This window comes from Pseudomonas sp. NPDC089408 (assembly GCF_044749445.1).
Taxonomy (GTDB): Bacteria; Pseudomonadota; Gammaproteobacteria; order Pseudomonadales; family Pseudomonadaceae; genus Aquipseudomonas.
Genome location: NZ_JBIVHY010000016.1, coordinates 45,440 through 65,783, shown reverse-complemented (window position 1 = coordinate 65,783; position 20,344 = coordinate 45,440). Strand labels below are relative to the sequence as shown.

Genomic DNA, 20,344 nt, shown 5'->3' with positions numbered 1-20,344 from the left:
TTGATACACACCGGTACCCATGACCAGCCCAGCACTCAAAGACCCCGCCAAGACCCGCGTCATCGTCGGCATGTCCGGCGGCGTGGACTCTTCCGTCTCCGCCCTTCTGCTTATCGAGCAGGGCTACCAGGTGGAAGGGCTGTTCATGAAAAACTGGGAAGAAGACGACGGCACCGAATACTGCACCGCCCGTGAAGACCTGGCCGACGCCCAGGCCGTGTGCGACCGCATCGGCATCAAGCTGCACACCGCCAACTTCGCCGCCGAATACTGGGACAACGTGTTCGAGCACTTCCTGGAAGAGTACAAGGCCGGCCGCACGCCCAACCCGGACATCCTCTGCAACCGCGAAATCAAGTTCAAGGCGTTCCTCGATTACGCCCTGTCGCTGGGTGCCGACCTGATCGCCACCGGCCATTATGTGCGCCGTCGTGACACCGGCGCGCTCACCGAACTGCTCAAGGGCCTGGACCCGAACAAGGACCAGAGCTACTTCCTGCACGCCGTCGGCGGCAAGGAAATCGCCCGTACACTGTTCCCGGTTGGCGAACTGGAAAAGCCCGAAGTCCGCGCCATCGCCGAAAAGCACGGCCTGGCCACCGCGAAGAAAAAGGATTCGACCGGTATCTGCTTCATTGGCGAACGCCGCTTCAGCGACTTCCTCAAGCAATACCTGCCTGCCCAGCCAGGCAACATCGAAACCACCGAAGGTGAAGTGATCGGCCGCCACCATGGCTTGATGTACCACACCATCGGCCAGCGCCAGGGCCTGGGTATTGGCGGCCTGAAAGACGCCGGCGACGAGCCGTGGTACGTGCTGCACAAGGACCTGACCCGCAACGTGCTGGTGGTCGGCCAGGGCAACGAACACCCATGGCTGTTCTCCCGCGCCCTGCTCGCCTCGGAAATCTTCTGGGTCAACCCGGTCGACCTCAGCAGCCCGCGCCAGCTCACCGCCAAGGTGCGCTACCGCCAGAGCGACCAGCAGTGCACCCTGGAGCGGACCGCAAGCGGCTACCGCGCCGTGTTCGACGAGCCGCAGCGCGCCGTTACCCCGGGTCAGTCGGTGGTGTTCTATGACGGCGAGGTGTGCCTGGGCGGCGGTGTGATCGAAGCCGCCGAGCCGTGGAGCCCGCGCGCATGAGCAACCTGCAGGAGCAATTGATTGCCCTGGGCGGCGTATTTCAGGCCGCCGTACTGGTCGACCGCATCGCCCGCACCGGCCAGGCCGGCGAGGCCGACATCGGCTGCATGCTCGGCAGCCTGCTGGTGCGCGACCCCAAGGACACCCTGGAGGTGTTCGGCGGTGACGACCTGAACCTGCGTGACGGCTACCGCGCGCTGGCGGGCGCGCTGGAGCGCGACCCCAGCAGCCTGCAGCGCGAGCCGCTGCGCTATGCCCTGTCGATGCTGGGCCTGGAACGCCAGCTGAACAAGCGCGGCGACCTGCTCGACACCATCGGCAACCGTTTGCCGCAGATCCAGTCGCAGGCCGAGCATTTCGGCCTGGTTCATGAAAACGTCATCGCTTCCAGTGGAGCCTTGTACCAGGACACCCTCAGCACCTTGCGCCAGCGCATCCAGGTGCACGGCGACATGCGTTTCCTGCAGCAGGCCAGCAACGCCTCGAAGATCCGCGCCCTGCTACTGGCCGGCATCCGTGCTGCGCGCCTGTGGCGCCAACTCGGCGGGCACCGCTGGCAGCTGGTATTCAGCCGCCGCAAGTTGCTTAACGAACTGTACGACATGATGCGTTCGCCTTCCTGACTGGCGACACCAAACCCTGTAGGAGCGGCCTGTGGGAGCGGCCTTGTGCCGCGAAAGGGCTGCGCAGCAGCCCCGGCAATTTGTGCCGGGGCGAAGAATTTGGGGCCGCTGCGCGCCCCTTTCGCGGCACAAGGCCGCTCCCACAGGCGCTCCTACACAGGCACCGCGACACGCTTTTTAGAGCCGACCTTTGGTCAGCCACCCGACCCGGGCGCAAATTTCATGTATGATATGCGCCCTTCCAAAAGCCTGACTGTCCGAGAACACCCCATGCAGCTTTCTTCGCTCACTGCGGTTTCCCCTGTAGACGGCCGTTATGCCGGCAAAACCCAGGCCTTGCGCCCCATCTTCAGCGAATTCGGCCTGATCCGTTTCCGCGCCCTGGTCGAAGTACGCTGGCTGCAGCGCCTGGCCGCCCACCCGCAGATCGGCGAAGTGCCGGCGTTCTCCGCCGAAGCCACCGCCCTGCTGGACAACCTGGCCACCGATTTCAAGGTGGAGCACGCCGAGCGCGTCAAGGAAATCGAGCGCACCACCAACCACGACGTCAAGGCGATCGAATACCTCCTCAAGGAGCAGGCCGCCCAGCTGCCTGAGCTGGCCAAGGTCAGCGAATTCATCCACTTCGCCTGCACCAGCGAGGACATCAACAATCTGTCCCACGCCCTGATGCTGCGCGCTGGCCGTGACGACGTGCTGCTGCCGCTGATGCGCCAGATCGCCGACGCCATCCGCGCCCTGGCCCACGCCCACGCCGACGTGCCAATGCTGTCGCGCACCCACGGCCAGCCGGCTTCGCCGACCACCCTGGGCAAAGAACTGGCCAACGTCGTGTACCGCCTGGAGCGCCAGATCGCCCAGGTTGCCGCCGTGCCGCTGCTGGGCAAGATCAACGGCGCCGTGGGCAACTACAACGCCCACCTGTCGGCCTACTCGCAGATCGACTGGGAAGAAAACGCCCGCGCCTTCATCGAGGACGAACTGGGCCTGCAGTTCAACCCGTACACCACCCAGATCGAGCCGCACGACTACATCGCCGAGCTGTTCGATGCCATCGCCCGCTTCAACACCATCCTGATCGACTTCGACCGTGATGTGTGGGGCTACATCTCGCTGGGCTACTTCAAGCAGAAGACCGTTGCCGGCGAAATCGGCTCGTCGACCATGCCGCACAAGGTCAACCCGATCGACTTCGAAAACTCCGAAGGCAACCTGGGTATCGCCAACGCACTGTTCCAGCACCTGGCCAGCAAGCTGCCGATCTCGCGCTGGCAGCGCGACCTGACCGACTCCACCGTGCTGCGCAACCTGGGCGTGGGCTTTGCCCACAGCGTCATCGCCTATGAAGCCAGCCTGAAAGGCATCGGCAAGCTGGAAGTCAACCAGGCCCGCATTGCCGCCGACCTGGACGCCTGCTGGGAAGTGCTGGCCGAGCCGATCCAGACCGTGATGCGCCGCTTCAACATCGAAAACCCCTACGAGAAGCTTAAAGAGCTGACCCGTGGCAAGGGCATCACCCCTGAAGCGCTGCTGACCTTCATCGACGGGCTGGACATGCCTGCCGACGCCAAGGCCGAACTCAAGCTGCTGACCCCCGCTACCTACATCGGTAACGCGGCAGCCCAGGCCAAACGCATCTAAGCTGACCGTCGCGCACAACGCCCGGCCTGGCCGGGCGTTTTTATTCCCGGACGAAAATTACGTTTTTTCAATAGGTTGACCATGAATCCTGATACTCCACTGCAGCTGCTCGGCGGCATCTCGGCCCGCGAATTCATGCGTGACTACTGGCAGAAGAAGCCGCTGCTGGTGCGCCAGGCCTTCCCGGACTTCATCAGCCCGATCGACCCCGACGAACTGGCCGGCCTGGCCCTGGAAGAAGAAGTCGAGTCGCGTATCGTGCTGGAGCACGGCGCCCACCCGTGGGAACTGCGCCGTGGCCCGTTCAACGAAGACACCTTCGCCGAATTGCCTGAAAAGGACTGGACCCTGCTGGTGCAGGCCGTCGACCAGTTCGTCCCGGAAGTGGCCGAGCTGCTGGAAAACTTCCGCTTCCTGCCAAGCTGGCGCATCGATGATGTGATGATCAGCTTTGCCGCCCCGGGTGGCAGCGTTGGCCCGCACTTCGACAACTACGACGTGTTCCTGCTGCAAGGCGACGGCCAGCGCAACTGGAAAGTCGGCCAGATGTGCAGCAGCGACAGCCCGCTGCTGGAGCACGCCGACCTGCGCATCCTGGCCGAGTTCGAGCAGAGCGAAGAATGGACCCTGGAACCGGGTGACATGCTCTACCTGCCACCGCGCCTGGCCCACTACGGCGTGGCCGTGGATAACTGCCTGACCTACTCGATCGGCTTCCGTGCCCCGAGCGCCGCCGAAGTGCTGACCCACTTCACCGACTTCCTCGGCCAGTTCCTGCCCGACGAAGAGCGCTACAGCGACGCCGACGCCCAGCCGGTCAGCGACCCGCACCAGATCCAGCACGACGCCCTCGACCGCCTCAAGGCGCTGCTCGACAAGCACATGGGCGACAAGGACCTGCTGCTGACCTGGTTCGGCCAGTTCATGACCGAGCCGCGCTACCCGGAGCAGATCGCTGGCGAGGAACTGAGCGAAGAAGAACTGATCGACGCCCTTGAACAAGGCGCCATCCTGATCCGCAACCCGGCTGCCCGCCTGGCCTGGTCGGAATTCGAAGACGACCTGCTGCTGTTCGCCAGCGGCCGCAGCTGCCCGCTGCCGGGCAAACTGCGCGAACTGCTGAAGCTGGTGTGCGCGGCCGACGCCCTGCACATCGAAAACCTGGCAGACTGGCTGCAAGACGAAGATGGCCTTATGCTGGTACAGCAGCTGGTCAAACAAGGAAGCCTGGGATTTGCCAATGAATAAGATCAGCGTTCGCCTCGCCGATTGGCACAAGGACAACGCCGACATCCGCCGTATTCGTGAAGCGGTGTTCGTTGCCGAGCAGCACATTCCGCCAGAACTGGAGTTCGACTCGGAAGACCACGAAGCCCAGCACTTCCTGGCCCTGGAAGGCGACTATCCGATCGGCACCGCGCGCCTGTTGGCTGACGGTACCATTGGCCGCATTTCGGTGTTGAAGGACTGGCGCGGCTTGAAGGTGGGTGATGCACTGATGAACGCCGTGATCGCCGAAGCGCAGAACCGCGACCTGAAGCAGCAGATGCTCAGCGCCCAGGTGCATGCCACGCCGTTCTACGAGCGGCTGGGCTTTCGTGTAGTCAGCGAAGAGTTCCTCGAAGCCGGCATCCCGCACGTGGACATGGTGCGCGACTCGCGCGCCTGATCCATAACCTGCACCGGCCTCTTCGCGGCGGTTCGACGCCTCGATGAACCCGCTCCTACATGGGAACACGATACATGTAGGAGCGGGTTCACCCGCGAAGAAGCAAGCACAGGCTGAAGACATGCTTGCTGACAAAAACCTGTACATCCATCCAGATAAAACTTGCCTCCGCGCCCCCGCTTGCGCATCCTAGTGCCCATCACCCCCGATAAAGCGTCCCCGGCCATGCGCCTGTTCCTCTGCGAAAAACCCTCCCAGGCAAAAGACATTGCCAAAGTGCTCGGCGCCACCCGCAAGGGCGACGGCTGCTGGCAAGGCACCGACGTCTGCGTCACCTGGTGCATCGGCCACCTGCTGGAAACCGCCCCGCCCGACAGCTACGACGAGCGCTACAAACGCTGGAACCTGGCCGACCTGCCGATCATCCCGGACAAATGGAAGATGCTGGTCAAGCCAAAAACCGCCAGCCAGTTCAAGGCGGTCAAGCGCCTGCTCGGCGAAGCACGGGAGCTGGTCATCGCCACCGACGCCGACCGCGAAGGCGAAATGATCGCCCGCGAGCTGGTCGAACACTGCCGCTACCGCGGCCCGGTGCAGCGCCTGTGGCTGTCGGCACTGGATGACGCCTCCATCCGTAAGGCCCTGGCGCGCCTGCTGCCCGGCCACGAAACCTTCAACCTGTACCACTCGGCGCTGGGCCGCTCGCGCGCCGACTGGCTGATCGGCATGAACATGAGTCGGCTGTTCACCCTGCTGGGCCGCCAGTCCGGCTACCAGGGCGTGCTTCCGGTGGGCCGGGTGCAAACGCCCACCTTGCGCCTGGTGGTCGACCGTGATCGCAGCATCGCCGACTTCGTGCCGGTGCCGTTCTGGGCTATCGATGTGCAACTAGAACACGCCGGCCAGCGCTTCAACGCCCCATGGCGCGCCCCCGAAGACGCTTGTGACGATCAAGGCCGCTGCCTGAAGCAGGAATTGGCACAACAGGCTGCCGCCGACATGCACCAGGCCGGCACGGCCCGGGCCGTCAAGGTCGCCACCGAACGCGTACGCGAAGCGGCGCCGCTGCCCTTCGACCTTGGCACCCTACAGGAGCTGTGCTCGAAAAAGTTCGGCCTGGGCGCCCAGGAAACCCTCGATATCGCCCAGGCGCTGTACGAAACCCACAAGCTGATCACCTACCCGCGCAGCGATTGCGGCTACCTGCCGCAAAGCCAGCACGCCGAGGCACCGGGCATCCTCGCCGCCCTGCAACGTGCCGATGCCAGCCTGGCGCCCCTGCAGCCCTACCTGGAACCGCAGCGCCGCTCGCGGGCCTGGAACGACGCCAAGGTCAGTGCGCACCACGGCATCATCCCCACCGCCGCGGCCAACGACCCGTCGCGCCTGCCGGCCAAGCACAAGGCCGTGTATACCCTTATCCGCGCCCGCTACCTGGCGCAGTTCCTGCCCAACCACGAGTACGACCGCACCCAGGCCGACTTCGACTGTGCCGGGCATGCCCTGCGCGCGGTGGGCAAGCAGATCGTCGAACCGGGCTGGCGCCGCGCCCTGCCCGAGGCGCTGACCCCAACCAAGGGCCGCGAAGCACCACCCGCCCAGGTACTGCCTACGTTGCGAGAAGGGCAGGACTGCAGCGTGCAGGGCCTGCAACTGAAAGACCTGTGGACCCAGCCGCCCAAGCCGTTTACTGAAGGCGACCTGATCAAGGCGATGAAGAACGTCGCCAAACTGGTGGATGACCCACGGCTGAAGCAGAAGCTCAAGGAAACCACCGGCATCGGCACCGAGGCCACCCGTGCCAGCATCATCCAGGGGCTGCTTGACCGGGGCTACCTGGTGAAGAACGGCAAGGCACTGTCGGCCACCCCTGCGGCGTTCAGCCTGATCGACGCCGTGCCGCGCGCCATTGCCGATCCGGGCACCACGGCAATCTGGGAACAGGCGCTCGACATGGTGCAGAGCGGTGAAATGGCCCTGGAAGAATTCGTCGCCCGACAGTCGGCGTGGATGGGCAAGCTGGTCGAGCGTTGCAGCGGTATGCGCATGACCATCAGCGGGCCGGCGGCCGGGGCGGCGCCGCCGTGGAAGAAAAAGCGGCGCAGTGGCGGGAAGGGTAAGACGGCAGGGGCCACGGCTACCAGTAAGCCACGGCAGCCCAGGAGAAAGGCGGCAACCTGAGGTTTTTGCAATTTCAGGCCCGGCCTATTCGCGGGTAAACCCGCTCCTACGTCACAGCATTGCGCGCTCTTTTGTAGGAGCGGGTTCACCCGCGAAGAGGCCAGCACAAACAGCCCATCAACCACAGGTAAACCAGAAATCTGGCCGACACATTGGCACCATGAAATTTACCTGCTAAGTTTTCATGAAAATAATCACAATAATTTTCATGAGGCCATGCATGTTCAAGCAGTCCGCCCAGCACATCGCCAGTTACTACGCCCAGACCTACCCCGCCAACATCCCCCTACGCCCTTCCCTGCTAGGCACCCACGACACCGATGTACTGGTCATCGGCGCCGGTTTCAGCGGCCTGCACACTGCCCTGCGCCTGACCCAGGCCGGCAAGCGCGTCACCCTGCTGGAGGCCAGCCGGGTAGCCTGGGCTGCGTCCGGGCGCAATGGCGGCCAGGCGCTGCTGGGCTGGTCGTGCGACATGCCGCCACTGGAAAAGGCCCTGGGCGTCGAACGTACCCAGCGCCTGTGGGCCAGCATGTGCTGGGCCGCCGACGAGATGCGCGAACTGCCCCAGCGCCACGGCTTCGACATCGATTACCGGCTGGGTAGCCTATGGACGGCGGTCATGCCACGCCGGGTGAAAATGCTTGAACAGGCGCTGCACGAAGCAGAACACAAATGGGGCTACGACGCCCTGCGCCTGATCGGCCGTGACGAGCTGCCACAATGGATTGACAGCCCACGCTACCAGGCGGCGCTATACGACGCCAAAGGCGCTCACCTCAACCCGCTGAAACTGGCCCAAGGGCTGGCCAACACCATCGAAGCAGCCGGCGGGCATATCCACGAACAGAGCCAGGTACTCAGCTATCAACAGGCTGGCGACGGCTATATCGCCCGCACTGAACGTGGCGAAGTACGCTGCCAGGTGCTGGTACTGGCCTGCAACGCCTACATCGACCGCCTCGACCGTAACCTGTCACGGCGCCTGTTGCCGGTCGGCTCCTACCAGGTAGCCACCGCGCCGCTGCAGGCCGATTTCGCCCGCTCGCTGCTGCCGCGCAACAGTTGCGTGATCGACAACCAGTTCGTACCCGACTACTTCCGCCTTACCCCGGACCATCGCCTGCTGTTTGGCGGTGGCTGCACCTACCTGGGCGGTATTCCCAAAGACGTCGCCAGCGCCACCCGCCCCTTCCTGGAGCGCGTGTTCCCGCAACTGGCCGGGGTGGCAATCGACTACGCGTGGGGCGGCCATATCGACTGCAGCCTGCAGCGCACCCCGGATGTTGGCCGTGAAGGCCAGCGCTACTGGCTGCAGGGTTTCTCCGGCCACGGCGTGCTGCCTACCCTGGCAGCGGCGCGGGCGGTGAGCGATGCCATTCTCGGAGACGATGACCTGCTGACGTTGTATCAAGGCATCGACAACGGCCGCTTCCCCGGCGGCGACCTGCTGGCCGCGCCGCTGGAGGCAGCCGCGAAAGCCTGGTACCGCATGCGCGACCGCGTCTGATCGGTTGACGCGGTCCCTTGTAGGAGCGGCCTTGTGTCGCGAAAGGGCCGCAAAGCGGCCCCGGCAATATCTGCGGCGAAGCTGAAAATTTGGGGGCGCTACGCCCCCCCTTTCGCGACACAAGGCCGCTCCTACAAGGGACCGCGCAGGCCTGGACCATCACAATGTCCAGTGCCAAGCCAAAACCCTCTATTCTCAATAGCTCCCTTCGCTTCCTGCACCCAGGAGACACGACCATGAGCTATGTAACCACGAAGGACGGCGTACAGATCTTCTACAAGGACTGGGGCCCCCGCGATGCACCGGTGATCCACTTCCACCACGGCTGGCCACTCAGTGCCGATGACTGGGACGCGCAGATGCTGTTCTTCTTGGCCCACGGTTACCGCGTAATCGCCCACGACCGCCGTGGCCATGGCCGCTCCAGCCAGGTATGGGACGGCCACGACATGGACCACTACGCCGACGACGTGGCCGCTGTGGTCGCACACCTGGGTATCCAGGGCGCCGTGCATGTCGGCCACTCGACTGGCGGTGGCGAGGTGGTGCGCTACATGGCCCGGCACCCTGGCGACAAGGTGGCCAAGGCAGTGCTGATCGCCGCCGTGCCGCCGTTGATGGTGCAAACACCCGGCAACCCCGGCGGCTTGCCCAAGTCGGTGTTCGACGGTTTCCAGGCCCAGGTCGCCAGCAACCGTGCGCAGTTCTACCGCGATGTGCCGGCAGGGCCTTTCTACGGCTACAACCGCCCCGGTGTCGAAGCCAGCGAAGGCATCATCGGCAACTGGTGGCGCCAGGGCATGATCGGCAGTGCCAAGGCCCATTACGATGGCATCGTGGCATTTTCCCAGACCGACTTTACCGAGGACCTGAAAGGCATCCAGCCACCGGTACTGGTGATGCACGGCGACGATGACCAGATTGTGCCGTATGAAAACGCAGGGGTGCTGTCGGCCAAGCTGCTGCCCAATGGCACGCTGAAGACCTACAAAGGCTACCCGCATGGCATGCCGACCACCCATGCCGATGTGATCAACGCGGATTTGCTGGCGTTTATCCGCAGCTGATGTGATCGCCTGAACCGTCCTCTTCGCGGGTAAACCCGCTCCTACAGGGACCGCACAAGTCTTCAGATGTGCATATAACCTGTAGGAGCGGGTTCACCCGCGAAAGGGCCGGCATAGGCAACACATTTATCTTGGACCCATATGCAACTGGCATATTTGCCAGTTGCGTGCCTGCCCGTTTTGCCCGAGTTTAGTCCCAGTCAATCACTTCCCTCACCAGCAGGCTAACCATGCCAAAGAACAGTAAGCAGCGTTTATTCTACAAGAATGGCCATCTGTCCTCAGCCATTGGCAGCGATCAGTCCGTTACGGCATTCTCAAACTTGAGCACAACTTTTGCAGAACTACGCACAAACGAACAATCCATCGAAACACCACTATTGATCACAGATGCACAATCATCCATCTTAAACAGCATTTATCACGACCGCACAATCAGCCTTATCTATACCGTTTACGGCCAAACTGACAGACTCCAATCCGCCGACGCTCTTTTAGCATTCACAGGCCAGCGGCATGACAATCTTACCCACTGCTACTTCCTGGGTAATGGCTACCGTAATTACAACCCTGCGTTAATGAGATTCCACTCACCTGACAGTGAAAGCCCGTTCGGAAGGGGTGGGCATAACACCTATGCTTATTGCAGTGGAGACCCGCTAAACTATCACGACCCATCGGGTCACGGCCCGATCACATGGCTTAATTCGAAACTCAAGGGTAAATCAGTAATGCAGCGCCGTGATCTGGCGCTCGCTGCGATAAAGGAACATCCAGCATTGGAAAGATATCGAACTCTCGCCAACCAAAGCACAAACCCAAAAGAACTTAAGTATATTTCAGACACAGGCAAAGCCCTGGGCGTCCTTGAGCGCTCGTTGAACAAGGGCGAAGTTTACATCGATACCACAGGCGATCTTGCATACGATCGAATCATCGACCTTTTTGAACGTGAAAGCCGCCAATCTCTGGAGTGGATAGTGGCAAAAAATGAAAAAAATCTGGAGAGTATCTTGCCGTCTTACCCTGCAGTTCAAGAACCGCTACCTGGCACATCGTTCACCTCGTATTCTTCGACTTCTCCAACAGCAGCAAACAAATTGACCAGAAAACAGTAAAACCAAGAAATTCGAATCACACACTCTGGCAATTGAGCCACTGACAGCCGTAGCCTAAAGGCATTAATATAGCGCCCAAACCGCAGCAGGTTGAGCTGCGAACACACTGCCTGAAGCCTCCCATGCCCCTCGAACTCACCGTAGAACCCCTAACCCTGCTGATCCTGGCCCTGGTCGCCTTCGTCGCCGGCTTCATCGATGCCATCGCCGGTGGTGGCGGCCTGCTTACCACGCCGGCCCTGCTAACCGCCGGCATGCCGCCGCACCTGGTACTGGGCACCAACAAGCTCAGTTCCACCTTCGGTTCGGCCACCGCCGGTTTCACCTATTACAAGCGCAAGCTGTTTCACCCGGCACAGTGGCGCCCGGCGTTGTTCGCCACCTTGGCCGGGGCCTTGATCGGCGCGGTCATCGCCCACTACATGCCCGCCGAATGGCTGAACAAGATGCTGCCGGTGATCGTCTTCGCCTGTGGCATCTACCTGCTGTTCGGCGGTACGCCCAAGGCACCGCTGGATGCCGACGCGCCGATCAAGAAAAAGTGGCAGGTGCCGCAAGGTTTCACCCTGGGCTTCTATGACGGCGTGGCCGGCCCAGGTACAGGCGCGTTCTGGACGGTCAGCACCTTGCTGCTGTACCCCATCGACCTGGTCCGCGCCAGCGGCGTGGCGCGCAGCATGAACTTTGTCAGCAACATCGCGGCGCTGACGGTGTTCATCATTTCCGGGCAAGTGGACTACATCGTCGGCCTGTGCATGGGCCTGTCGGTAATGGTCGGCGCCTTCTTCGGCGCACGCACGGCGATCAGCGGCGGCAGCAAGTTCATCCGCCCGGTGTTCATCACCGTGGTGCTGGCGTTGACCGTACGCCTAGCGTGGCAACACTGGTTCGGCCAACCCTAAGCGCCTGGCGACATAAAGGTCGATCAGATACCGGGCAATCGACCGCCCGGCCGGCAGCGGTGGCAGGTCGTGAACGCTGAACCACTGGGCGTCCTCGATCTCATCCGGCTGCATGACGATCTCGCCACCCGCGTACTCCGCATGGAAGCCGAGCATCATCGAATGCGGGAACGGCCAGCACTGGCTGCCGACGTACTGGATGTTCTGCACCTCCACCGCCACTTCTTCACGCACTTCGCGCACCAGGCAGTCCTCGGCCGACTCGCCCGGCTCGGCAAAGCCTGCCAGGGTGCTGTACACCCCGGTGACGAAGCGTGGCGAGCGTGCCAGCAGGATTTCGTCGCCACGGGTCACCAGCACGATCATGCTCGGCGAGATGCGCGGGTAGCTGCGAAGGTCGCAGGGCTGGCAGTACATCGCCCGCTCCCAGCGGATTTGCGTCATCGCCTGGCCGCAGCTACCGCAGAAGCGGTGCTCACGGGCCCAGGTGCCAATTTGCGCGGCGTAGCCCAGCACCTTGTAGAGGTCGAAGTCGCCTTCAAGCATGAACGCGCGTAACCCGCGCCAGCTGCAGCCTGGCACGTCAGTGGCGCTGCGCAGCTCCAGCAGGAACACCGGCTGGCCGTCGAAGTGGCCGATGCCGTGCTCACACAGCACGTCGAGGTCCTGGCGCTTGAGCCAGTCGCGGGGGAACAGCGCGCCGTTGGCGTCCACCAGGAACCCTTCCGGGCTGCGCGCCACGGCCAGCCCCCCGGTGATCTGCGGGTCGAGTACTGCGGTAGTCCAGCGTGCTGACATGTCGGGGGTTCCTTGACTGCGCGTCCCCCGGCCCGATCAGTCGGCGAACGACGGTTTCTGTTTGCTCATGTGCGCCGCCACGGCCACGCGCAGGTCTTCGGACTGCAGCATCGCGGCGTTCCAGGTGGCGATGTAGTCCAGGCCATCGTCGATGCGATGGTCGCGCATGTAGCTGAGCATTTCCTTGGTGCCGGCCACGGCGATCGGCGATTTTGCCGCAATCTCGCGGGCGATGGCAAAGACCCCATCCATCAGCGCAGCCTGGTCATCATAGACCCGGTTGACCAGGCCGATGCGCAACGCCTCGTCAGCCGCTGCATTGCGCCCGGTGAAGGCCAGCTCACGCATCATGCCGTCGCCGATGATACGTGGCAAACGTTGCAGTGTGCCGACATCGGCGGCCATGCCCATGTCGATTTCCTTGATCGAGAATTGTGCGTCACTGCTGCAGTAGCGCATGTCGCACGCCGAGATCAGGTCGATGGCGCCACCGATGCAATAGCCCTGCACCGCAGCCAGGACCGGCTTGCGGCAGTTGTCGACGGCATTGAACGAGGCCTGCAGGCGCTGGATGGTCTTGCGCAGGAAACGCGCGTTGCGGCCCACATCCTTGCCCATTTGGCCGGCTAGCGAAGCCAGCATCATCAGGTCGATGCCGGCAGAGAAGTGCTTGCCGGCACCGCTGATCACCACCGCACGCACGGCATCGGTGTCGTCGATCCACTGGAAGATGTCGACGATCTCTTCCCAGAAGGCCGCGTTCATCGCGTTGACCTTCTCCGGGCGGTTGATCTGAACGTGGGCGATGCTGTCGGTCAATTCGACCTTGAACGCGCTGTACTCGGTCACGGGCTGCACTCCTGCGGGTGAAGGGTTCATAGCGCGGATGGTAACCCAGGCCAATGACCGTACTTGTGCCAAAAACGGGACTGCGCGCCTTGCCTAAGGCGTGCCGATCCGGCAACGTGCGCCATCGCTGAATCATAAGGATACATATTCATGTCGCGCTCCCTGCCCGGCGCCCTCGCCCACGGATTCCTGGGCCAGTCGCCGCTTTGGTACAAGGCTGTCATCTGCCTGTTCCTGGTACTCAACCCGCTGCTGCTGGTAACCGTCGGCCCGGTTGCGGCCGGTTGGGCGCTGGTGATCGAGTTCATCTTCACCCTGGGCATGGCACTGAAGTGCTACCCGCTGATGCCCGGTGGGCTATTGCTGGTCGAAGCCCTGTTATTGCAGATGACCACGCCACAGGCGCTGTACGAAGAGTTACAGCACAACTTTCCGGTGCTTCTGCTGCTGATGTTCATGGTGGCCGGCATCCATTTCATGAAGGAACTGCTGCTGTTCCTGTTCTCGCGCATTTTGCTCGGCGTGCGCTCGAAAGCCATGCTGTCGCTGCTGTTTTGCGTGCTGTCGGCGTTTCTTTCGGCGTTTCTTGACGCGCTGACCGTGACGGCGGTGATCATCAGCGCGGCGGTCGGCTTCTATGCGGTGTACCACCGCGTTGCGTCCGGGGCCAACCCACGCGAGGACAGCGCACTGGACAGCGACCAGCAGATCGCTCCGTTGCACCGTGACGACCTGGACCAGTTCCGCGCCTTCCTGCGCAGCCTGCTGATGCATGGCGCGGTGGGTACTGCCTTGGGCGGTGTGTGTACGCTGGTGGGCGAGCCGCAAAACCTGCTGATCGGCCATGAGATGGGTTGGCATTTCGCCGACTTCTTCTTCAAGGTGGCACCGGTATCGCTGCCGGTGCTCGGCGCCGGCCTGCTGACCTGTGTGTTGCTGGAGAAGCTGCGCATGTTTGGCTACGGCACGCTGATGCCTGAGCCGGTGCGCCAGGTGCTGGCTGCCTATGCCGCCGAGGACGACGCCGCGCGTACCCAGGCCCAGCGCGTCGCGCTGTGGGTGCAAGGCTTGGCCGCACTGATCCTGATCGTATGCCTGGGGCTGCATGTGGCCGAGGTTGGCCTGATCGGCCTGATGGTGATTGTACTGATCACCGCGTTCACCGGCATCACCGACGAACACCGCCTGGGCCGCGCTTTCCAGGACGCCATGCCGTTCACCTCGTTGCTGGTGGTGTTCTTTGCCGTGGTGGCGGTGATTCACCAGCAGCAGCTGTTCAGCCCGTTGATCAGCTGGGTGCTGACGCTGCCGGCTGATCAACAGCCGGGCATGTTGTACCTGGCCAATGGCTTGCTGTCGGCGATCAGTGACAACGTGTTTGTCGCCACCATCTATATCACCGAGGTGAAACAGGCGTTTCTCAATGGTGGCATGAGCCGCGAGCACTTCGAGACGCTGGCGGTGGCGATCAACACCGGTACCAACCTGCCTAGCGTGGCGACCCCGAATGGGCAGGCGGCATTCCTATTCCTGCTGACCTCAGCGATTGCGCCGCTGATTCGGCTGTCGTATGGGCGGATGGTGTGGATGGCGTTGCCTTATACCGTTGTGATGGGTGGGTTGGGGTGGTGGGCGGTGACTTACTGGTTGTGATCGAGCGCCGCAGGTGTTCACCGAAACATTTTCAGCGCCTGTGAGATCGAGCGCCGCGCGGGCGGCGCTCGATCTCACAGGCGACATCATCCGCAAGGCATGCACATCCAAACCTCGAACCCATCTCAACCGCATACGACTTTTGCCCCGCGCCGGTATCAAAGCTCAGGCAAGCCCCTATCCGCTTCAAGGAGGTCGACCATGGCGCTGCGCACCACACTGCTGCTTTCCTGCATGACCCTGGCCCTGCTCGGCTGCGCAGGCAACGATCACCCGGCGCCGCCGCGCACGCAGCAGGTCGACCTGCAACGCTACCAGGGCACCTGGTATGAACTGGCGCGGTTGCCGATGTTCTTCCAGCGCAACTGCGTGCAGTCCGAGGCGCACTATGGCCTGCGCGCGGATGGCCGTATCGACGTGACCAACCGCTGCCAGGAAAAGGACGGTCAGTGGAATGAAGCCAAAGGCATCGCAGAGGCCCAGCAACCGGGCAGCACCGACAAGCTGTGGGTGCGCTTCGACAACTGGTTCAGCCGCCTGGCCCCCGACCTGACCAAAGGCGAGTACTGGGTGCTTTATCACGACAAGGACTACCGCGTGGCGCTCGTCGGCCACCCCAACCGCGAGTACCTGTGGCTGCTTTCGCGCACGCCTGCGGTCACCGACCAGCAACGCGAACAGCTGCTGACGATTGCCCGCGAACAGGGCTATGACACCAGCAAGCTGATCTGGCGCCAGGCCGAGTAGCGGGCCATCGACGGTTTGCGGCATTCAGGCTAAGGTGTGCGCCGTTTATCGCCTCGAAGGAACGAGACCGTGAGTACCGCGCCACTGCAAGCCCCCCGTATCCGTTATCTTGCCCTGTGCGTGTTCCATCCCGCTGGTGCCGCAGGGCTGCAGGCATTGCTGCGCGACCTGGCGCTGTTAGGCTGAAACAAGGAGCCTGAACATGGACCTGCTGTTCCTCGGCACCTCTGCCGGGGTGCCAACCAAGGCACGCAACGTCAGCGCCACTGCGGTGATCGAAGCCAGTGGCAGCCACTGGTACCTGGTCGATTGCGGCGAAGGTACCCAGCATCAATTGCTGCACACGCCCCTGTCGATCCGCGACCTGCAGGCGATCTTTATCACCCACGTGCACGGCGACCATTGCTTCGGCCTGCCCGGCCTGCTGGCCAGCGCCGGCATGAACGGGCGAACACAGCCGCTGGACGTTGTCCTGCCCGCCGCGCTGCATGACTGGCTACGCCTAGGGCTGGTGGCCAGCGACACGTTCCTGCCGTTCGAGCTGCGCTTGCTGGCCGTGGAAGACCTGGTCGAGTGGAGCAATCAGGCATTGCAAGTGACTGCGGTGCAGTTGTCGCACCGGGTACCCAGCGTGGGCTTTGTGTTTACCGAGCTCAACCCGGAACCGCGCCTGGACATCCCGCGCCTGGAAGCCGAAGGCATCCCGCGTGGCCCGCTGTGGGGCGAGCTGGCCAAAGGCCTGACCGTAGAACACGACGGGCAGTTACTGAACGGCAACGACTACCTGCGCGCTTCGCGCCCGCCACGGCGGGTGATCGTGTGCGGCGACAACGACAACCCCGAGCTGTTGGCCGACGCAGCCAAGGGTGCCGATGTACTGGTGCATGAAGCCACCTTCACCCAGGCGGTGGTCGAGCGTACCGGGGTCACCTTTGGCCACAGCACTGCCGCAGCGGTGGCGTGCTTTGCCGAGGCGGCTGGCGTGCGCAACCTGGTGCTGACACACTTCAGCGCCCGCTACCAGAGCGACCCACGGCGCAGCCCGAGCATCAATGATGTGCGCGCGGAAGCGCTGGCCCACTACAGCGGGCAGCTGGTGCTGGCGCAGGACCTGCAGCGCTATCACATTGGGCGCGATGGCTGTCTTGAACTGGCGGGATGAATCGTGGAGCTTCGGGCTGCTCGCCACAACATCTTCATCGCCTGTGACATCGAGCGCCGCCCGCGCGGCGCTTCGCGGGGCAAGCCCGCTCCCACATCTGTTTCGGGCCAGTCACTCCTGTGAGGCCACCGCTGTCCGCCTTGTTTGTTCCCCTCAGTATTCAAGGTGTCGCTTGTGCTTTTCTGCAATCTGCAGCCATGCACCCAGGGTGCGAGTGCGGAGGAAGCAGGAATAACTGGCCCGAAACAGATGTGGGAGCGGGCTTGCCCCGCGAAGCGCCGCGCGGGCGGCGCTCGATGTCACAGGCGATGAAGATGCAGTGGCGAGTACCCGCGAAGCGCTCCACAACCCTCCTTTCCACTATGCCGCCAAGCGCCCGCTGGCAATCGCTTCCGACGCGGCCAGCATCGCCCGCAGCAACACCGCACAACCCGCCCCCAGGTCGTCAGGCGTGGCGTTCTCGATCTCGTTGTGGCTGATGCCGTTCTCGCAGGGCACGAAAATCATTCCCGCCGGCCCGAGCTCTGCCAGGAAGATCGCGTCATGCCCGGCCCCGCTGACAATGTCCATGTGCGGCAAACCCAGCGCCGTGGCCGACTCGCGCACGGCATTGACACAGCCTTTGTCAAAGTACAGCGCCGGGAAGTCGGCGGTGGGCACCAGTTCGTGGCTCAGGCCATGCTTGGCACAGGTCGCTTCGATTACCGTGCGCACCTCGGCAATCATCGCATTCAACTGTTCGCCCTCAAGGTGGCGAAAGTCCAGGGTCATGCGCACTTCGCCCGGGATCACGTTGCGCGAGCCTGGGTACGCCTGCAGGCAACCCACCGTGCCGCAGGCATGCGGCTGGTGGCCGAGGGCGGTGCGGTTGACCGCCTCGACCACGGCGGCTGCGCCGACCAGGGCATCCTTGCGCAGGTGCATGGGCGTCGGGCCGGCATGGGCTTCGACGCCGCGCAAGGTCAGGTCGAACCATTTCTGGCCGAGGGCACCCAGGACGACGCCGATGGTCTTGGCCTGGTCTTCAAGTATCGGCCCTTGCTCGATATGGGCTTCGAAATACGCCCCCACCGGGTGGCCCAGCACCGCACGCGCGCCGGCGTAGCCGATGGCGTTCAGCGCATCGCCAACACTGACACCCTGGGCATCGCGTTTGGCCAAGGTCTCTGCCAGGGTGAATTTGCCGGCGAACACCCCCGAACCCATCATGCACGGGGCAAAGCGCGAGCCTTCTTCGTTGGTCCACACCACCACCTCCAGCGGTGCCTCTGTTTCCACACCCAGGTCGTTGAGGGTACGGATCACCTCCAGCCCTGCCATTACGCCGAAGCAGCCATCGAACTTGCCGCCGGTGGGCTGGGTGTCGATATGGCTGCCGGTCATTACCGGTGTCAGCTTGGGGTTGCGCCCGGGGCGGCGGGCGAAGATGTTGCCGACGGCGTCGATGCTGACCGTGCAGCCTGCAGCCTCGCACCACTGCACGAACAGGTCGCGGGCCTGGCGGTCGAGGTCGGTCAGGGCCAGGCGGCAGACACCGCCCTTGGCCGTGGCGCCGAGGCGGGCCAGGTCCATCAGCGATTGCCACAGGCGGGCGCTGTCGATGTGGTGAGCGGTGGTCTTCAGGATGTCTTGGACTGGGGTCATGGGTTTCTCCTTCAGGCTTTTTGTTGTCTGTGCGGGCCTCTTCGCGGGTAAACCCGCTCCTACAAGGGTCTGCGCAGCCCGCGATCTTTGTAGGAGCGGGTTTACCCGCGAAGAAGCCAGCGCGGTGTCAGGGCAAGGGCTTGGCCAGCCGCGCCGGGCTGCGTGCCGCAAACCCGGCGAACACGTAGTACAACGCCCCGCCCAGCAGCGAGCCGGTGAACCAGCCGTAGTCATAGAACCAGCTGAAACTGCTGTTGCCGATCGCCATCACGGTCAACCCCACCGGCAAGGCGAAGGCGGCGAACCCAGGCCAGTTCCACGCCGGGTAAACGTCGTCGCGGTACAGGCCGGCCAGGTCCAGTTGTTGCCGGCGGATCAGGAAGTAGTCCACCACCATGATCCCGGCAATCGGCCCAAGCAGGCTGGAATAACCCAGCAGCCAGTTGGAATACACGCTTTCCAGGCTCAGGTCGGAAACGATCCAGCCCAGCTTCTTCAGCAACTCATGGCCCATCAGCGCCAGGCCGATGAAGCCGGTCAGCCACACCGCGCGGCTGCGACCGATCAGGCGTGGGGCGATGTTCTGGAAGTCGTTGGTGGGCGACACGATGTTCGCCGCGGTGTTGGTCGACAGTGTGGCGATCACGATCAGCGCCATGGCCAGGGCCACCCAGAACGGGCTGTGGATCCTGCCGATCAGGCTGACCGGGTCGGACACGGTCTCGCCCACCAGCGAGGCCGAGGCCGCGGTCAGCACCACACCCAGCGAGGCGAACAGGAACATGGTCAGTGGCAGGCCGAAGATCTGCCCGAGAATCTGGTCCTTCTGGCTGCGCGCGTAGCGGCTGAAGTCGGGAATGTTCAGCGACAGCGTGGCCCAGAAACCGACCATGGCCGTGAGCCCGGCGCAGAAGTAGCTGACCACGCTGGCGCCTTCCGGGCGCTTGGGCGGCTGCGCCAGCAACTCGGTCATCGACATGTGCGGCAAGGCCCAGAACAGCAGGCCCACGCCCACCGCCACCAGCAGCGGGGCCGACAGCGTTTCCAGCCACTTGATCGACTCGGCACCGCGCAACACCACCCACAGGTTCAGGCACCAGAAGACCATGAAGCCGATCACCTCGCCGGTACCGCCCAGGGCCTTCCAGCCATCGAACACCGACCCCAGGAACAGGTGAATGGCCAAACCACCGAACAGGGTCTGGATACCGAACCAGCCACAGGCGACCACCGCGCGGATCAGGCACGGCACGTTGGAACCGAGGATGCCGAACGACGAACGCAGCAGCACCGGGAACGGGATGCCGTACTTGGTGCCGGGAAAGGCGTTGAGGGTAAGCGGGATGAGCACGATCACGTTGGCCAGCAGAATCGCCAGCAGCGCCTCGCCGACGCTGAGGCCGAAGTAGGCGGTGAGCACGCCGCCGAGGGTGTAGGTGGGGACGCAGATGGACATGCCCACCCACAGGGCTGTGATGTGCCATTTGTTCCAGGTGCGCTGGTGCACCTTGGTCGGTGCGATGTCATGGTTGTAGCGCGGGCTGTCAAGGACATCGCTGCCCTCGGCCAGCTCGAACAGGCCAGCCTGCTCGACCACTTCCGATCTGCTCTGTTGCATGGGCCTTTCTCCAGACTT

At 63.3% G+C, this 20,344-nt stretch carries 17 protein-coding genes; 13 read left to right on the top strand and 4 right to left on the bottom strand.

Annotation, left to right across the window (positions count from 1 at the left end; genetic code table 11):
- Positions 1-19: 19 nt before the first annotated feature.
- The 10 genes from mnmA (at position 20) to ACIP02_RS21785 (ending at position 11,855) form a co-directional block, all read left to right on the top strand.
- Positions 20-1,144, top strand: a complete 1,125-nt coding sequence (gene mnmA, locus ACIP02_RS21830) for a tRNA 2-thiouridine(34) synthase MnmA (RefSeq protein ID WP_400620437.1) — start codon at positions 20-22, stop codon at positions 1,142-1,144.
- Complete coding sequence (hflD, locus tag ACIP02_RS21825; protein ID WP_201204149.1) at positions 1,141-1,767, top strand: high frequency lysogenization protein HflD; 627 nt, start codon at positions 1,141-1,143, stop codon at positions 1,765-1,767. Before mnmA ends, hflD begins: the two co-directional genes overlap by 4 nt.
- 270 nt (positions 1,768-2,037) lie before the next feature.
- Complete coding sequence (purB, locus tag ACIP02_RS21820) at positions 2,038-3,408, top strand: adenylosuccinate lyase (protein WP_400620434.1); 1,371 nt, start codon at positions 2,038-2,040, stop codon at positions 3,406-3,408.
- Between the two features lie 81 nt (positions 3,409-3,489).
- Positions 3,490-4,656, top strand: coding sequence for a JmjC domain-containing protein (locus ACIP02_RS21815; protein ID WP_400620431.1), 1,167 nt, complete (start codon positions 3,490-3,492; stop codon positions 4,654-4,656).
- Positions 4,649-5,077 (top strand): GNAT family N-acetyltransferase, encoded by a 429-nt coding sequence (locus ACIP02_RS21810; RefSeq protein ID WP_400620428.1) that lies wholly within the window; start codon positions 4,649-4,651, stop codon positions 5,075-5,077. The genes ACIP02_RS21815 and ACIP02_RS21810 overlap by 8 nt, the downstream gene beginning before the upstream one ends.
- A gap of 225 nt (positions 5,078-5,302) precedes the next feature.
- Positions 5,303-7,258, top strand: coding sequence for a DNA topoisomerase III (locus tag ACIP02_RS21805; RefSeq protein ID WP_400620425.1), 1,956 nt, complete (start codon positions 5,303-5,305; stop codon positions 7,256-7,258).
- Positions 7,259-7,478: 220 nt separating this feature from the next.
- Complete coding sequence (locus ACIP02_RS21800) at positions 7,479-8,768, top strand: NAD(P)/FAD-dependent oxidoreductase (RefSeq protein ID WP_400620422.1); 1,290 nt, start codon at positions 7,479-7,481, stop codon at positions 8,766-8,768.
- 236 nt (positions 8,769-9,004) lie between these two features.
- Positions 9,005-9,835: an alpha/beta fold hydrolase gene (locus tag ACIP02_RS21795; protein WP_400620419.1), complete on the top strand. Its 831-nt coding sequence runs from the start codon at positions 9,005-9,007 to the stop codon at positions 9,833-9,835.
- Between the two features lie 230 nt (positions 9,836-10,065).
- On the top strand, positions 10,066-10,953 hold the full coding sequence (locus tag ACIP02_RS21790) for an RHS repeat-associated core domain-containing protein (RefSeq protein ID WP_400620416.1): 888 nt from the start codon (positions 10,066-10,068) through the stop codon (positions 10,951-10,953).
- A 122-nt stretch (positions 10,954-11,075) separates the two neighbouring features.
- Positions 11,076-11,855 (top strand): TSUP family transporter, encoded by a 780-nt coding sequence (locus tag ACIP02_RS21785; RefSeq protein ID WP_400620413.1) that lies wholly within the window; start codon positions 11,076-11,078, stop codon positions 11,853-11,855.
- Here ACIP02_RS21785 and nudC read toward each other — a convergent pair.
- Positions 11,823-12,653: an NAD(+) diphosphatase gene (nudC, locus tag ACIP02_RS21780; protein WP_400620411.1), complete on the bottom strand. Its 831-nt coding sequence runs from the start codon at positions 12,651-12,653 to the stop codon at positions 11,823-11,825. The genes ACIP02_RS21785 and nudC overlap by 33 nt on opposite strands.
- Positions 12,654-12,689: 36 nt before the next feature.
- Positions 12,690-13,502 (bottom strand): crotonase/enoyl-CoA hydratase family protein, encoded by an 813-nt coding sequence (locus ACIP02_RS21775; RefSeq protein ID WP_400620409.1) that lies wholly within the window; start codon positions 13,500-13,502, stop codon positions 12,690-12,692.
- A gap of 150 nt (positions 13,503-13,652) precedes the next feature.
- On the opposite strand from ACIP02_RS21775, the gene nhaB reads away from it, so the two are divergent.
- From nhaB to ACIP02_RS21760, 3 genes are all read left to right on the top strand, one after another.
- The gene (nhaB, locus tag ACIP02_RS21770; RefSeq protein WP_400620406.1) at positions 13,653-15,155 is read left to right on the top strand and encodes a sodium/proton antiporter NhaB; all 1,503 of its coding nucleotides are present in this window, start codon (positions 13,653-13,655) and stop codon (positions 15,153-15,155) included.
- 201 nt (positions 15,156-15,356) lie between these two features.
- Positions 15,357-15,902 (top strand): lipocalin family protein, encoded by a 546-nt coding sequence (locus ACIP02_RS21765; protein WP_400620404.1) that lies wholly within the window; start codon positions 15,357-15,359, stop codon positions 15,900-15,902.
- A gap of 202 nt (positions 15,903-16,104) precedes the next feature.
- A complete protein-coding gene (locus tag ACIP02_RS21760) occupies positions 16,105-17,064 on the top strand; it encodes a ribonuclease Z (RefSeq protein ID WP_400620401.1) in 960 nt (319 codons plus the stop codon).
- 360 nt (positions 17,065-17,424) lie between these two features.
- On the opposite strand, the gene ACIP02_RS21755 is transcribed toward ACIP02_RS21760, so the two are convergent.
- Positions 17,425-18,708 (bottom strand): Zn-dependent hydrolase, encoded by a 1,284-nt coding sequence (locus tag ACIP02_RS21755; protein WP_400620398.1) that lies wholly within the window; start codon positions 18,706-18,708, stop codon positions 17,425-17,427.
- Between the two features lie 127 nt (positions 18,709-18,835).
- On the bottom strand, positions 18,836-20,326 hold the full coding sequence (locus ACIP02_RS21750; RefSeq protein ID WP_400620396.1) for an NCS1 family nucleobase:cation symporter-1: 1,491 nt from the start codon (positions 20,324-20,326) through the stop codon (positions 18,836-18,838).
- Positions 20,327-20,344 lie beyond the last annotated feature (18 nt).

Coding starts and splice junctions, on each gene's coding strand:
- nhaB (WP_400620406.1), top strand. CDS start 13,653: ATGTCGCGCTCCCTGCCCGGCGCCCTCGCCCACGGATTCCTGGGCCAG.
- ACIP02_RS21795 (WP_400620419.1), top strand. CDS start 9,005: ATGAGCTATGTAACCACGAAGGACGGCGTACAGATCTTCTACAAGGAC.
- ACIP02_RS21755 (WP_400620398.1), bottom strand. CDS start 18,708: ATGACCCCAGTCCAAGACATCCTGAAGACCACCGCTCACCACATCGAC.
- ACIP02_RS21790 (WP_400620416.1), top strand. CDS start 10,066: ATGCCAAAGAACAGTAAGCAGCGTTTATTCTACAAGAATGGCCATCTG.
- ACIP02_RS21760 (WP_400620401.1), top strand. CDS start 16,105: ATGGACCTGCTGTTCCTCGGCACCTCTGCCGGGGTGCCAACCAAGGCA.
- hflD (WP_201204149.1), top strand. CDS start 1,141: ATGAGCAACCTGCAGGAGCAATTGATTGCCCTGGGCGGCGTATTTCAG.
- ACIP02_RS21785 (WP_400620413.1), top strand. CDS start 11,076: ATGCCCCTCGAACTCACCGTAGAACCCCTAACCCTGCTGATCCTGGCC.
- purB (WP_400620434.1), top strand. CDS start 2,038: ATGCAGCTTTCTTCGCTCACTGCGGTTTCCCCTGTAGACGGCCGTTAT.
- ACIP02_RS21815 (WP_400620431.1), top strand. CDS start 3,490: ATGAATCCTGATACTCCACTGCAGCTGCTCGGCGGCATCTCGGCCCGC.
- mnmA (WP_400620437.1), top strand. CDS start 20: ATGACCAGCCCAGCACTCAAAGACCCCGCCAAGACCCGCGTCATCGTC.
- nudC (WP_400620411.1), bottom strand. CDS start 12,653: ATGTCAGCACGCTGGACTACCGCAGTACTCGACCCGCAGATCACCGGG.
- ACIP02_RS21810 (WP_400620428.1), top strand. CDS start 4,649: ATGAATAAGATCAGCGTTCGCCTCGCCGATTGGCACAAGGACAACGCC.
- ACIP02_RS21800 (WP_400620422.1), top strand. CDS start 7,479: ATGTTCAAGCAGTCCGCCCAGCACATCGCCAGTTACTACGCCCAGACC.
- ACIP02_RS21765 (WP_400620404.1), top strand. CDS start 15,357: ATGGCGCTGCGCACCACACTGCTGCTTTCCTGCATGACCCTGGCCCTG.
- ACIP02_RS21805 (WP_400620425.1), top strand. CDS start 5,303: ATGCGCCTGTTCCTCTGCGAAAAACCCTCCCAGGCAAAAGACATTGCC.
- ACIP02_RS21750 (WP_400620396.1), bottom strand. CDS start 20,326: ATGCAACAGAGCAGATCGGAAGTGGTCGAGCAGGCTGGCCTGTTCGAG.